At 58.9% G+C, this 13,359-nt stretch carries 12 protein-coding genes; 3 read left to right on the top strand and 9 right to left on the bottom strand.

The genetic code is table 11. The annotated features are described in order from the left end of the window. The first annotated feature begins 6 nt into the window (after window positions 1–6). Window positions 7–1,308 carry a TonB-dependent receptor domain-containing protein gene (locus LG374_RS11390; RefSeq protein WP_370639346.1) on the top strand — a complete coding sequence of 434 codons (1,302 nt, stop codon included), beginning with the start codon at window positions 7–9 and terminating at the stop codon, window positions 1,306–1,308. 196 nt (window positions 1,309–1,504) lie between these two features. Here the strand turns inward: LG374_RS11390 and LG374_RS11385 are convergent, their stop codons facing one another. The 9 genes from LG374_RS11385 to LG374_RS11345 form a co-directional block, all read right to left on the bottom strand. Beyond that, window positions 1,505–3,403, bottom strand: coding sequence for an ABC-F family ATP-binding cassette domain-containing protein (locus tag LG374_RS11385; protein WP_370639345.1), 1,899 nt, complete (start codon window positions 3,401–3,403; stop codon window positions 1,505–1,507). Next, a complete protein-coding gene (locus tag LG374_RS11380) occupies window positions 3,400–3,957 on the bottom strand; it encodes a YiiX/YebB-like N1pC/P60 family cysteine hydrolase (RefSeq protein ID WP_225757810.1) in 558 nt (185 codons plus the stop codon). Before LG374_RS11380 ends, LG374_RS11385 begins: the two co-directional genes overlap by 4 nt. A gap of 37 nt (window positions 3,958–3,994) precedes the next feature. After that, a complete protein-coding gene (locus LG374_RS11375; RefSeq protein ID WP_225757809.1) occupies window positions 3,995–4,468 on the bottom strand; it encodes a hypothetical protein in 474 nt (157 codons plus the stop codon). Between the two features lie 39 nt (window positions 4,469–4,507). Further along, window positions 4,508–4,930: a DUF4878 domain-containing protein gene (locus LG374_RS11370; protein ID WP_225757808.1), complete on the bottom strand. Its 423-nt coding sequence runs from the start codon at window positions 4,928–4,930 to the stop codon at window positions 4,508–4,510. A 38-nt stretch (window positions 4,931–4,968) separates the two neighbouring features. After that, on the bottom strand, window positions 4,969–5,409 hold the full coding sequence (locus LG374_RS11365) for a DUF4878 domain-containing protein (RefSeq protein ID WP_225757807.1): 441 nt from the start codon (window positions 5,407–5,409) through the stop codon (window positions 4,969–4,971). Between the two features lie 15 nt (window positions 5,410–5,424). Continuing rightward, window positions 5,425–5,844, bottom strand: a complete 420-nt coding sequence (locus LG374_RS11360) for a DUF4878 domain-containing protein (RefSeq protein WP_225757806.1) — start codon at window positions 5,842–5,844, stop codon at window positions 5,425–5,427. Window positions 5,845–5,892: 48 nt separating this feature from the next. Next, window positions 5,893–6,315, bottom strand: a complete 423-nt coding sequence (locus LG374_RS11355) for a DUF4878 domain-containing protein (RefSeq protein ID WP_225757805.1) — start codon at window positions 6,313–6,315, stop codon at window positions 5,893–5,895. 44 nt (window positions 6,316–6,359) lie between these two features. Further along, on the bottom strand, window positions 6,360–6,770 hold the full coding sequence (locus tag LG374_RS11350) for a DUF4878 domain-containing protein (RefSeq protein ID WP_225757804.1): 411 nt from the start codon (window positions 6,768–6,770) through the stop codon (window positions 6,360–6,362). A 100-nt stretch (window positions 6,771–6,870) separates the two neighbouring features. Then, window positions 6,871–7,563 carry a hypothetical protein gene (locus LG374_RS11345; protein WP_225757803.1) on the bottom strand — a complete coding sequence of 231 codons (693 nt, stop codon included), beginning with the start codon at window positions 7,561–7,563 and terminating at the stop codon, window positions 6,871–6,873. Between the two features lie 133 nt (window positions 7,564–7,696). Between LG374_RS11345 and rlmH the strand changes: the two genes are divergently transcribed. Together rlmH and LG374_RS11335 are read left to right on the top strand one after the other, a co-directional pair. Further along, a complete protein-coding gene (gene rlmH / locus LG374_RS11340) occupies window positions 7,697–8,167 on the top strand; it encodes a 23S rRNA (pseudouridine(1915)-N(3))-methyltransferase RlmH (RefSeq protein WP_225757802.1) in 471 nt (156 codons plus the stop codon). Window positions 8,168–8,229: 62 nt separating this feature from the next. Further along, window positions 8,230–13,356 (top strand): alpha-2-macroglobulin, encoded by a 5,127-nt coding sequence (locus LG374_RS11335; RefSeq protein ID WP_225757801.1) that lies wholly within the window; start codon window positions 8,230–8,232, stop codon window positions 13,354–13,356. Window positions 13,357–13,359: the final 3 nt, after the last annotated feature.

Genomic DNA, 13,359 nt, shown 5'->3' with positions numbered 1-13,359 from the left:
AACACCCTGAACCTCAGCGCGCGCAACATCCACCTCGATCGCCGCGCCGACAACTACAGCCTGCGCCGTTCCGGGCCGCAGCGTGTCAACATGAAAGTGGATCGCAACCTCTACGACCTCAGCGCCGATTACCGCCTGCAATACGGCGACCAGCGCAGCCATATCGGCCTCACCTACGTCCACGACAACCACAACGCCGAGCGCTACCTCAACACCCCGCAAGGCCTGCTGCGCAACGCCTACCGCTTCCCGGACGTGCACAGCGACCGCTGGCACCTCTACTACGACCACTACTGGGATATCACCCCGCAGCACCAACTGAGCGGTGGCCTGAGCTACGACCACCTCACCGCCGAACCGCGCGCCAAAAACCGTGGTGCCAGCATCGGCGGGCAAACCATCCCGGCGCCGAACCAACTCTGGCAGCGTTACTACGGCCAGGGGCTCAACCGCAAAGCAAAAACCGACGGCGTCGGCGCGGCGCTCGCCTACGAATTCCGGCCAAACGAACACCACACCTACCGCTTCGCCGTGGACAGTCTCATCCGCCAACCCGATAACACCGAACGCTTCCACGCCCTGCCCGGACAAAACGGCATGGGCTGGATCGGCAACCCCCACCTCAAACCCGAACGCCACAACCGCATCAGCCTCGCCGCTACCTGGCAGGGCGCGGGCTGGCGCGAATACGGCAAAGTGGCGAACGGCGACCTCGGCGGCGCCTGGCAAATCGAAGCCAAAGCCGACTACGACAAAGTCAGCAACTTCATCACCCTCGATCGCGCGCGCGGGCAAAAAGGCATTCGTCAGGACGATGGCAGCGTGATCAGCCGCAACGTCGATGCCACCCTTATCGGTGCGGAAATCGGCGCGGCGAAAAGCCTGAGCACGAACCTCGCCGCACGCAGCAAAATCCGCTACCAGTACGGCGAAAACGACAGCGACAACCGTGCACTCTACCACGTCCGCCCGCTCACAGCCGACATCGCCCTTGACTGGCGCGACTACGCCCCTTTCGGCAGCTATAACCTCGGCGTGAACCTGCACTACGCGCACAAAAACAGCCGCCGCGACAGCAACAAGGCAACCGGCCTCGGCCTTGACTACCCGACAGCGGGCTACGCCACCGTGAACCTCTACGGCAGCCTGCAAACGCGCGACCGCTTCGCCATCACCCTCGGCGTCAACAACCTTTTCAACCGCCGCTACTTCGCCTACAACGAGCAGCCGCACACGGCGGCCATCAATCCAAATCCCGTCGCCGCCCCCGAACGCAGCGTGTGGCTGGGCTTCAACTACAACTTCTGAGCGCTGCATGGCCTCGCAAAAAATCCCGCTGTGGCGGGATTTTTTCATGAGCTCCCGCTTGGCAAGAGCGTCGTTTGTCCGCTTGAGGAATCCAGCGGTTACAGGCGACCGGGCAGGCGCAATCTGATTCTGGCATTGCGATGTGGGATATATAAGCGGATAAATGCCGGGATCTCGCTAAACGGATGATCATGCGTCAGGCGTCTTCCGCCGCTTCTGCCGCTTGCAGGGCTTCTGCGGCTTCCAGCCAGTCGGCTTCGGCCTGGGCGAGGGTTTGTTGTGCCGCACTTTCGGCGGCAAGGGTTTCTTTCAGGCGGTCTTTGTTGGCAGCGTCGTAAAGCGCAGCGTCAGCGAGGGCGATTTTATGTTTTGCCAAGGCTTTTTCAGCAGCCGCGACGGCTTTTTCAGCGGCTTCGAGCGCCTGTTTGAGCGGGCGCAGGCGGCTGCGGCGCTCGGCATCAAGGCGTTTTTGTTCCTGGCGGTTGGGGGTGCTGTCGGTATTTGTGGTGTTTTTGGTAGCGGCGCTGTTTTGTTCGTTGAGGTAGCGGTGATAGTCGTCGAGGTCGCCGTCGAAAGGTTGCAGTTTGCCGTCAGCGACAAGGCGAAATTCGTCACAGGTGGCGCGCAGCAGGCTGCGGTCGTGCGAGATGATGAGCATGGCGCCGTCGTAGTTTTGCAGCGCCAGGGTGAGGGCATCACGCATGGCGAGGTCGAGGTGGTTGGTGGGTTCGTCAAGCAGCAGCAGGTTCGGGCGCTGCGCGATGATGAGGGCGAGGGCAAGGCGCGCTTTTTCGCCGCCTGAGTTGCGCCCGACCGGGGCATCGGCTTTGTCGCCGTGGTAACCGTAGCCGCCGAGGTAGTTGCGGTGTTCTTGTTCGGTTTTATCCGGCTGGATTTGTTGCAGGTGCCAGAGGGCGCTGTTTTCGCTGCGCAAGGCGTCGATTTGGTGCTGGGTGAAGTAGCCGATGCGGGTGTTTTTGTGGGTGTCGATACTCCCGGCAAGCGGCGGCAGGACGCCGGCAAGCCCTTTCATCAGGGTACTTTTGCCCGCGCCGTTGCGCCCGAGGATGCCGATGCGCGCGTCGGCGGCGATGCGCAGGCGGATGCCGCTGAGGATGGTGTGGTCGCCGTAGCCGAGGGCGAGAGCGTCTGCGTTCAGCACGGGGTTGGGGTGGTGTTCGGCGCTCTGGAATTGCAGACGGTAATCGGCTTCCGGCGGCGGGGGCGGGGCAGCGTCGAGTTTTTCGAGGGCTTTGAGGCGGCTTTGTGCTTGCCGCGCTTTGGTCGCTTTGGCGCGAAAGCGGTCAATGTAGGCTTGCAGGTGAGCACGGCTGCGTGCCTGTTTTTGGTATTCGGCGTCGGCTTGCAGGCGTTGTTCGTGGCGCAGGCGTTCGAAGTCGCTGTAATTGCCGGTGTAGGCAGTGAGGCGCTGGTTTTCGATGTTGAGGATGCGGGTGCAGAGGGCATCGAGGAATTCGCGGTCGTGAGCGATGATGATTTGGGTGACGGGCAGGGTTTTGAGGTAGTCCTGCAACCAGATGATGGCGTCAAGGTCGAGGTGGTTGGTGGGTTCGTCGAGTAGTAAGAGTTCAGCCGGGGCGATGAGGGCGCGGGCGAGGTTGAGGCGCATCCGCCAGCCGCCGGAGTAGCTGGCGACGGGGCGTTGCTGTTCGTCCGGCGGGAAACCAAGACCGGCGAGGAGTTCGCTGGCACGCGCGGGTTGGGCGTAGCCGTCGCAAGCGGCGAGTTGTTCGTGCGCTTTGGCAATGGCGTGACCGTCGCCGCTCGCTTCGGCGGCAGCGATGGCGGCAAGGGTAGCCTGGTAGGGCGCGTGTCCGGCGAGGACGTAGTCATGGGCGCTGTCGGGCAGCGCCGGGGTTTCCTGGGCGACGCTGGCGATGCGCCAGTCGGGCGGCAGGCGGTAGTCGCCGCTGTCGGGTTCGAGGTCATGGCGCAGGAGGGCGAGCAGGGTACTTTTGCCGCTGCCGTTGCGGCCGGTGAGGCCGACGCGCTGGCCGGGGTGAATGCGGGCATCGGCGTCTTCGATGAGGTTTTTGCCATTGCGCGACAGGGTGAGGTGGTTGAGTTCGATCATGGTGCGGTCAGCCATTGTATGCCCGGCAGTTCACCGAGCGCTTGCGGGAAGAGGTAGTCACCGCCGAGGAGCGGCAAGTCGATGTGGCGCCAGCGCGCGTGGAGATCGGGACGCAGGATGGTGAGGGCGTCGTGGATGAGGGTGGTGCAATAGTTGGGGTTCTTTTCGCGGGGAACGAGGCGGAAGGGTTCGCCGAGACGTGCTGCGGCCTGGGCGGCGATGGCACGGCGTTCATCTGCACTCAAAAAGGCGGGGCGAGCGACAGCGGTTTTGTCGGCGATTGCCGGTGCGGTGTAGGCGGCGTAATCGCTTTCGATGATTTGGTTCGGGTGGGCAGGGTCGTCGTCGGTGGTGGCGTGGGTGATGCGGACTGTCGGTTCAACGGCGGTCACGATGCCGATATGGGAGTATTCGCTGTGGTCGATCTCGCGGATGATGGCACTTTCGCGGCCCGTGCCGGCGCGGAAAACCCAGTCGCCCACGGCGATGTCAGGCGGGGGGTCGGCGGCAAGGGCGGCGAGCGGCAGGAGGAGGAGCAGGAGGAGACGGGGCATAGTGTGTTTTGGGCGGCTTGCGCCGCCCGTTATTGTGTCAGTTGGGGGTGACTTTCCAGCCTTGTGGGGTTTTGCGGAGTGAGAAGGTTTGGCTGTTGAGGCCTGCGGTGGCACCGTCTTTTCTTTCACCTGTTACGGTGACAACGACTTTAGCCTCGGTTTTCTTGGCGTTGGTATAGGTGACGTTACCCGCACTAACGTGGATTTTACCGCCCTTTTCTTTGAGCGTTTTCTGTATGTTGGCGGCTTCGCTGACAATCATGTTTTTCAGCTCTTGTGTCAGTTGATTGACGGTTTTTTGGTATTCGGCTTCGCCCATTTCTTTTTTAAGCTGCTCGCTTTCTTCGGGGGTGATGATTTGCATGTGGCTGATGGCAGTATCGGCATCACCGTTCAGCAGGGCGGAACCGAAGGCGGCGGCAACTGCGCCCGGGTCGTCGTTTGCTGCGGCGTGGGCGAAGGTGATGAGGGCGGCAAGGCCAAGGAAGAGGCTGCGGATGGTGTTTTTCATGGGGATTCCTAGGTTTGGGATGGGATAGTGTCTTGAGGTTTAGTGCAGTTGTATTTTCCAGCCTTTGTCTGTCTTGATGAGGTCGAGCGTCTCCTTATCTTCTTCAGTTTTGCCGCTTTTATCGCGCATCTTGAGGGTGACAGGGATTTTCGCTTCAGTCTTGGCAGCATTGGTATAGGTGGGTTCACCGCTGACAACAGTGATGCTGCCGCCTTCTTTTTTGATTTCTTCACGCAATTCCATCGATATCACACCAAGTTTACCTCGCATGACTTGTTCGGTGACGCCCTGCTGTTCGGCTTCGGGCGGCAGATAGACGAGGGAGGCAGCCTTGCTTGCATCACCGTTAATGAGGGATTCGAAGAAGGTTTGCGCAGTTTCTTTCGGGCCGGCGGCGGCGTAGGCGATCGTTGCAGCAGCGGCGGTAAGACCAAGCAGTAGGGTGCGGATGCGGTTTTTCATGGGATTACTCCTGGTAAATGAAGGGATGGTTAACGGGGTTAGGTGTCGGGTTTCAGCACTTTCCACGTGCCGTCTTCTTTGATGAGCAGGATTTCGGCGTCACGGCGGGCTTTTTTGCCGCTGATGTGCTTGTAGAGGGTAACGGCAATTTTGGCTTCGCTCTTGGCAGCATTGGTGTAGGTGACTTTACCAACTTGGGCAGTGGGGATTTCGCCTTCTTTTTGGGCCTCTTGCCGTACTTGAGTCATAAGCATGGCCATAGTTTTGCGGGCGGTGTCTTCGTTGATTCCTGCCTGTTTGGCTTCGGGCGGGATGGCGAGGTATTCGGCGGCTTTGGCAGGATCGCCCTGGAAGAGTTCGTCGAAGAAGGTTTGGGTGATTTTTTGCGCGGCTTCGGCCTCTTTGTCGATTTTTTCGCCACAAGCGGTGAGCAAAGCGGTAAAGAGGATGAGAGCCAGGGCGCGGATGATTTTTTGCATCGTGATTCCTTGCGGTTATTGCAGGTTTATTTTCCAGCCGTTATCGGTCTTGATCAGGTCTAATGTGTCGCTTTCTCCCCCACTTTTACCGCTTTTCGGCTTTTTTAGGGTAATGGCGACTTTGGCCGCTGTTTTGTCGCTGCTGGTGTAGGTGATATCGCCGACTTCGGCAGTAGGGATGCCGCCTTCTTTTACCGCCTGTTCTCTCCTCATCGTGATGAGCTCAATAATCTGGTTCTTGAGCATGGCTTCATCGATGCCTTGTTGTGCGGATTCCTGGATGACTTCCGGTGAGAGGTAGATGAGTTCAGCCGCCTTATCGGCATCGCCAGCAAAGAGTTCGTGGAAGAAGGTCTGCGCAGTTTCTTTCGGGCCGTCGGCGGCATGAGCGATGCTGGCGAGGAGGGCCGTAAAGGCGAGGAGGAGCTTTTTCATAACGGATTCCTTAAATGAAAAAAAAAGGGGGCGCTGACGCGCCACGGCTTACAGCTTGATTTTCCAGCCTTTATCCGTCTTGATGAGCACAAAGTCCTGTTTTCTGGCGCTTTCTTGGCCATCTTTTTGTGTTTTCAGGATAACGGCAATCTTGGCCTCGGTTTTATCGGCATTGGTATAGCTGACTTCACCGATTTCGGCTTTGAGTACGCCGCCTTCTTTCTTCATTTTGTCTCGCGCCGCGATGATCATCATGCTGAGTTTGCTTTTGGCGGCTTCTTCGCTCATGTCTTTTTGCGAGATTCTTTTCATGGTTTCCGGCGGGAGATAGACGAGTTCAGCGGCCTTGTTAACATCACCGTCGATCATTTCGCTGAAGAAGGTCTTGGCGGTTTTCTCCGGACCATCGCCGCAGGCGGTAAGAATGGCGGCGAAGAAGACGAGGGTGAGGGTCTGAATGAGTTTTTTCATGTGGATTCCTTGTTGCAAGAGAAGTGGCGCTTGCGCGCCACAGGTTACATTTTGATTTTCCAACCTTTATCGGTCTTGATCAGATTGACTTTGTTGCTTTGTTCCTGGTCTTTGTCGCCTTGTTTGCCTTTGAGGGTGACGGTAACGCTGGCTTCAGTCTTGTCGGCGTTCAGGTAGGTGACTTCACCGGTGCTGACGCTGATTTTGCCGTCTGACTTTTTAATCTGCTGCTGCATTTCTGCCGCTGCCATGGAGAGCTTGCCTTTCATGGCCTCTTCGTTCATGCCGGCTTGCGCAGCTTCTGGCGGCAGATAGACGAGTTCAGCGGCTTTGCTGGCATCGCCGCTGAACAGTTCTTCAAAGAAGGTCTTGGCGGTTTTGTCCGGGCCGTCGCCGCAGGCAGTAAGAATGGCAGCGAAGAAGACGAGGGTAAGAGTCTGGATGAATTTTTTCATGGGTTCTCCAATTGAGTTAAAGAGATGCCGTGTGGCACGCGAAGTGTACGGATTTGACCGAAAGGCTGCCCGATTTTTTCCGGTGGCAAGCGGCTCTTGCTCAACGCACCGCCCTGCCCTGCTCTAATCCCCGGCGAAACGACTGCAATGCTGCCGCATCCGCCGCATCTGCCGGTGGAATCAACGCCTCCGGCCAGTCGGCGGGATTATCGCTGCTCTGCAACAGCGGTTTGAGACGCGCCTGCGCCCAGCGCCCACCCGCCCGGCTATCATCGGCAACGGCGTACACATCTGCTACCCCCGCCTGCCGGGCGGTTTCGTGCAGCAACTGCGTCAGCACCATCCGCTGCGCCGCCGCATCACCCGCATCCGGCAATGCCGCCTGCAAGATGCCGAGGTAGCAGCCCAGCGTGCGCGCCCGGCGGTAATCCCCGTCCGCCGTATTGAAATAAGCGGCGGCATCCTGCCTGCCGTCCATACCTAGCAGCAGATGCGCCAGTATCCGCGCCGGTGGCAGCACATTGCCTTCGCGCAGCAATGCCCCGCTCCACAAACGCAGCGTCCGTCCGTCACTTTCCGGCTTCTCGCAGAGGAGTTCCAGCACCGTGGCATCGTTGACCTGCAACGACGCACTGACATGCGTCACCACCTGACGGCTACCCCGCGCCAGTTCTGGCGCCTTACGGCGGATGTTTTCCAGACGCGACTGCGCATCCACCCTCAGGCTGTCGTCGGCGGCAAAGGCGGGAAGGCACGCCGCAAAGCATGTGGACAAAAGCCATAATTTCTTCATTATCAATATGCTCCGAAAAAGAAAGCGCGCTATTGTAGCGCCATTGTTTATCATCGCTTATGCCGTTTTTCCGCTTCCCGCCGCACAGGAAAACCGGCATGACTGCAAGCATTACCGCGTTGGAGAGCCACTTATGCACATCGAACTTATCGCCGTCGGGCAGAAAATGCCGGACTGGGTCAACCACGGCTTTGCCGACTATGCCGCCCGCTTCGCCGGCGATCTCTCCCTCGGACTCAGCGAAATCCCCCTGCAAAAACGTGGCAGTGCCGGCCAGCTTGCCGCCGCGCAGCAAAAAGAAGCGGCACAGATCAAGACCGCCTTACAAGGCAGCGACCGCATCATCACCCTCGATATTCCCGGCCGCGAATACACGAGCGAGGCGCTAGCCGCCCGCCTGCAACACTGGCAGGAAAACAGCCGCCGCATTGCGCTCATCATCGGCGGCCCGGAAGGAATCACATCGGAAATCAAGGCGTTGGCCGATGAAAGCTGGTCGCTCGGCAAGCTGACCCTGCCACACCCGCTGGTGCGTATCATCGTCGTTGAAGCGCTGTACCGCGCCTGGAGCATCAATCGTAACCATCCCTATCACCGCGCCTGAAATGCCGCCGACACACGGCATTTGGCTATACCTCACTCTCTATAACCATCAAGGAAGTCCCCATGAAAAGAACGCTCATCGCCGCCGCGCTTGCTGCTGCCTTCGCGGCCACCGTCCACGCCGAACCGCGCTGGAACGAACAATCCCTCAATGCCGCCGCTGCGCAGGCGGAAGCGGAAATCAACGAATATCTGCAAAAGGGAACGGGGCCGGTAGCCGATCTGATGTCAAATGAAGAATGGCAGGATGGGGATGCCTTCCTTGAAAACACGGATGGATCACCCGTAGAGAAAGATTTTGCCCATTTGAAACACCAAAACCAAATCTATTTGCTGGATAAGATTTTTGAACAATTCGGCGAAGACGATAAAAATTATGCGCGCCGTATTAGGTTTGGTGTGCTGCATTTGCACGTCTTCGATTTTGATAAAGAAGTCAATCCATCTGGTTATCAGAGAGAAGGGCTCAAGCTTTATCGTGACGTTATCTTCGATGATGCCGGAAGCGCCAATTTCGCGCTTGCCCAGATAAAATCCCTGCCGAATATGGAAGAAGATAATTACGACTATGAGAGTCTATTAAAAGAATACGGCTTCTATCTCAAAGCCGTCGAAACCGTTAAAAGCCGCGACACCCCCGAAGTCTGCCTGCAATTCAACCGCTCCATCACCGCCGAACCTCAGCAGGACTGGCGCCAGCTCATCCGTTTCGAGCCCGCCGCCGAGAACAATGGCCGCTACGCCAATGACCAACTGTGCTACGCCGCCCGTTGGGAGCAGCAATACACCATCCATATCGACCCGCGTCTCGCCACAACCGGCGGACTGGAACTCTACGAAGCACAAATCCGCGACATCGACACCGGCAGCCGTCCGCCGCTGATGCGCTTTGCGACGAGCGGCAAGACCCTCATGCTTGACTCTGAAGCTGCGCTCACCGTGGAAACCAGCAACATCAACACCGTGCAGGCCGAGTTGTGGCAAGTACCGGGCAATAACCTCGTTGACAATATGCGGGACCTCATCGATAGCACCCGCTTTCCCGATTACTACCTCAAAAGCGACACCAGCCTCATCTGGAAAGGCAGCTTCACCCCGCAGCAAAAAAGCCCGAATACCCGAGTGCAAAACCGCCTTGCCTTTCGCGACATGGCGGGTGATGACGCGCGCAGCGGTGTGTACGTCCTCGTCCTCAAAAATGGCGACCGGCAAGGCAAAGAGGATGACGAAGAAAACCGCTTCGACAATAACCTCACCCAGACCTTCACCGTCACCGACCAGGGGCTGACCGCCTACCGCACTCCGCACGGCATCCTCGCCGAACTGCGCGACCTGCGTAGCAGCGCACCGATTGCCAAACAGAAAGTCACCCTCTACGCGCGGAATAACCGCATCCTTGGCGAAATCGAGACCGACAGCCAGGGTATCGCCCATTTCACTACCGCGCAGACAAACGGCAAAGACGGCGATGCCCCCAGCCACCTCATCAGCGAAAAAGACCATCATCTTGCTTACCTTCGCATCGAAGGTCAGGGCATCGATCTCTCGAACAAAGGCGCCAACGGCAGCGGCTATGCCAACCCGACTCTTGCCCACTGGTCGTGGCATGATCGCGGTATCTACCGTCCGAAAGATACCCTGAACGCCCTCTGGCTCGTCAAAACCCCGGACGGCAAAGCCTTCCGCAAAAACCCGCTGTGGCTGGAAATCCGCCGCCCGGACGGCGCACTGATGCATAGCCAGCTACTTGAAGCAGACGCCAGCGGTGCCTACCGCTACAGCACGGATATCCCCGCCAACGCCCGACAAGGCGATTGGAACATCCGCCTCAGTCTCGGCAAAGGCGGCGCGACCATCGTTGATGAAAGCTACACCGTGGACAGCATCATTCCCCGGCAAATCGAAAGCAGCCTGCGTATAAAAGCCGATGCCGACCGTGCCGACATTGAGCTTAAAGCCGACTGGCTCTACGGCGCTCCGGCGGGCGGTCTGCTCAGTAGCGGCCAATGGCGCATCATTGCCGGCGACTTTGGCAAGACCCATCCGGACTGGGCGGGCTGGCAAATCGGCTACTTTGACGCCGCCGTAGCAGGTGGTGAACAAAAAATCCCCAACGCCGAAACCAATGCTGAAGGCAAACGCCGCATCACCCTCGATAACCTCGAACGCCCCTTAGATACCCGCCCGCAAGCATTGCGAACAGACACCATTGTGACCGCGCCGGATGGCAGCACCATCTCCGCCAGTGACACCGTTCTTCTGCCGCGAGCCATCCCCTACGCGGCCCTGAAACGCAGCGAAAGCGGCGTACATATTGCCGTCATCGACGACCGTGGCGAGCAGCAAAGCGCCCCGCTGGACTGGACGCTCTACCGGGTCCACTACGACGGCTATTACAACTACGACAAAGAAGGATACTGGCGCTGGATAAGAGAAGAACAGCGCGAAACCATTGACAGCGGCAGCCTCACCACTGACGGCAAAAACCCTGCCAACCTCGACCTGCCACAAGAAAGCGGGCGCTACATCCTAGCCGTACAAGGTGAAGACCCGGCGACCGCTGCCAGTATCGCCATCAACAACGGCTGGTGGTGGTACAACGATGACAGCAGCAACAGTAAAAACGACCCGTCTGCCCTCACCCTTACCGCCGACCGCGCCGAATACAAAGCCGGCGACACCATCATGCTCAACCTGCGTGCACCCTTTGACGGCCAGGCCACCATCAAAGTCGCAAATCGCGACCACATCATCGCCAACTACCAAACCACCCTCAAAGACGGACAGGCACAACTGCAAATCCCGTGGCAAGAAAACTGGGAGCACGGCATCTGGCTCATGGCGAACGCCTGGAACAAAGACGGCGAAGCACGCAACCGCCGCGCCGTCGGCCTGCGCTGGCTCGGTGCTGATCTCAGCGCGCGCCGCCTCAACCCCAACCTCACCCTGCCGGAAAACCCGCAACAAAACGCGCCCTACACCGTTGCCGTCCACGTACCCAATGCCACCCCCGACACTTGGGTCAATTTCGCCATCGTTGATGACGGCCTCTACCAACTCGCCGCGCCGAGCTTCACCGAACCACTTGCCGCCTTCTTCGGCAAAAAACAGCCTGATATCAGCCTCTACGATACCTTCGGCAGCATCATCCGCCAGACCGATGCCCAACTCGCCGCCCTACGCAGCGGTGCCGACAGCGTCAGCGAAAGCGAGCGAGCATCGCTGGCGTCTCTGCCCGACCTCGACCTTACCCTCATTGCCCATTGGAGCGGACCGCTCAAAGTCGATGCAGACGGCAACGTGCGCTACACCATCCCCATCCCGCACTACAACGGCAGACTGCGCATCATGACTGCCGCCTACAACACCGATCAAATCGGCGCCGCCGAAAAGACCGCCGTCATCAAAGCGCCCGTCGTCGCCGAACTCAACAGCCCGCGCTACCTCAGCCAAGATGACGATGGCGTCTTCAGCCTGAGCCTGCACAACACCACAGACCGCGCTCAGCGTCTCCGCCTGGATTTACGCAGCGAAGGCCTGACCCTCGCCGATACTCCCACCCTGCCGGAAACCCTCGCTCCCAAGCAAAACATCACCCTGCGCTACCCCTACCGCGCCGGCAAAGCGGGCGACGCACACATCAAAGCAAGCATCAGCGGCGATTACAGCGAAACCCTTGAACGCCGCATCCCCGTGCGTGCACCGACACTGCCGCAAATCCGCAGCCAGTACCAACGCCTCGACAGTGGCGCCACCCTCGAACTCAGCGGGCTTAACGCAGCGCACCTCAACCTTGACCAGGGTCTCCCCAACAACGCTCATCGTTTCGGCGAACAACTTGCCGCCTACCCCTACTGGTGTAACGAACAAACCACCAGCAAACTGTGGGGACGACTCAGCCAGAAAAAGACCGACCTGAAAGCCCTGCACGACCTCGAAAGAACACTCGCTATCAGTGCCCATTACGACGGCAGCTATACCCTGTGGTGGAGTGGTAAAAAAGACCGCTGGCTCACCGCCTACGCTGGCGAAGCCCTCACCCAAATGCGGCACAACAAACAGCTGAAAAACCCTGAAGCACTGGGCCGGACACTGACCTACCTGCGCAACAACAGCAACGGCGACTACAACAGCGACCATGCCCACGCCGATAGCTACGCCTACTACACTCTCGCCTACGCTGGCGAAAGCGTGCGTGGCCTCGTCCTGCGCTATCACCACCAGGCAGGTAACCAGCTCAACCGCGCCGACAGCCTCGATATCGCGGCCGCCTTGGCGTTGCTCGGTGAATACCAGGCAGCGAGTGGACGCCTCGCGGATACCGCCGGAAAAGCAGACGACAGCGACTACCACTACGGTAGCCCAACCAGCCTTGCCGCGCACAACCTGACCCGCCTCAAACAACTGCAAACACAATGGCAAAGCGTGGCGGATGACCCGCGCAACACCATGAGCCTTATTCAAAAGATGCACGACGAAGAAAGCGAAAAACTGCGCACCGTCCTTGCTAGCGACGATTACCTCAGCACCCAGGAACTCGCCTGGCTGGCGCGGCTCTCCAGCCTTGCCAGCCAGTTGCCGGATGACACCCTTATCCAGATTGACGGCAAAAACGCTACCCTCGGCGAAATGAAAAAAGGCGAGTACAACGGCAACGTGCGCATCACCAATCCCGGCAAACAGTCCCTGTGGCTAAACAGCTACGACCTGCATAACCCGCCGGCAGAAGCGGCGAGCAGCAACGGCTGGGATATCGCTATCCGCTACGAAGACCGCGAAGGCAACATCCTTGACCCGGATGCCCTGCCGAACAACACCGATATCCGCATCACCGCCACCTTCACCCAAAAAGGCGACTACGCGGACTACCACAGCGAACTCATCTACATGTACCCCGTCCCGGCAGGTATCATCCTTACCCCGCTACGCGGCAAAAGCCCGGAACAGGACGAACAAGACGACCGCGTCCAATACCGCTATCACGAAAACCGCGACGACCGTCACATTGCCGCCTTCACCATTGACTACAACCGCCGCGACGAATACCGCGACAGAGGCTCCTTCAAGTACACCATCAATGCCCGCACCACCCGCGCCGGTACCTGGCATGCGCCGGGGGCGAGCATCGAAAACATGTACCACCCCGAAGAACATGCGCAGCAAGCGGCACAAACCATCCATATCCGTTAAACC

It is taken from the genome of Cardiobacterium sp. Marseille-Q4385 (genome assembly GCF_916618745.1).
In the GTDB taxonomy this organism is placed as follows: domain Bacteria; phylum Pseudomonadota; class Gammaproteobacteria; order Cardiobacteriales; family Cardiobacteriaceae; genus Cardiobacterium.
This window is presented reverse-complemented; position numbering and strand designations above follow the sequence as displayed.

What these genes read in the sequence shown, in the direction of transcription:
- LG374_RS11385 (WP_370639345.1), bottom strand. Translation starts at nt 3,403, where the DNA reads ATGATCGAACTCAACCACCTCACCCTGTCGCGCAATGGCAAAAACCTC.
- LG374_RS11380 (WP_225757810.1), bottom strand. Translation starts at nt 3,957, where the DNA reads ATGCCCCGTCTCCTCCTGCTCCTCCTCCTGCCGCTCGCCGCCCTTGCC.
- LG374_RS11375 (WP_225757809.1), bottom strand. Translation starts at nt 4,468, where the DNA reads ATGAAAAACACCATCCGCAGCCTCTTCCTTGGCCTTGCCGCCCTCATC.
- LG374_RS11370 (WP_225757808.1), bottom strand. Translation starts at nt 4,930, where the DNA reads ATGAAAAACCGCATCCGCACCCTACTGCTTGGTCTTACCGCCGCTGCT.
- LG374_RS11365 (WP_225757807.1), bottom strand. Translation starts at nt 5,409, where the DNA reads ATGCAAAAAATCATCCGCGCCCTGGCTCTCATCCTCTTTACCGCTTTG.
- LG374_RS11360 (WP_225757806.1), bottom strand. Translation starts at nt 5,844, where the DNA reads ATGAAAAAGCTCCTCCTCGCCTTTACGGCCCTCCTCGCCAGCATCGCT.
- LG374_RS11355 (WP_225757805.1), bottom strand. Translation starts at nt 6,315, where the DNA reads ATGAAAAAACTCATTCAGACCCTCACCCTCGTCTTCTTCGCCGCCATT.
- LG374_RS11350 (WP_225757804.1), bottom strand. Translation starts at nt 6,770, where the DNA reads ATGAAAAAATTCATCCAGACTCTTACCCTCGTCTTCTTCGCTGCCATT.
- LG374_RS11345 (WP_225757803.1), bottom strand. Translation starts at nt 7,563, where the DNA reads ATGAAGAAATTATGGCTTTTGTCCACATGCTTTGCGGCGTGCCTTCCC.
- rlmH (WP_225757802.1), top strand. Translation starts at nt 7,697, where the DNA reads ATGCACATCGAACTTATCGCCGTCGGGCAGAAAATGCCGGACTGGGTC.
- LG374_RS11335 (WP_225757801.1), top strand. Translation starts at nt 8,230, where the DNA reads ATGAAAAGAACGCTCATCGCCGCCGCGCTTGCTGCTGCCTTCGCGGCC.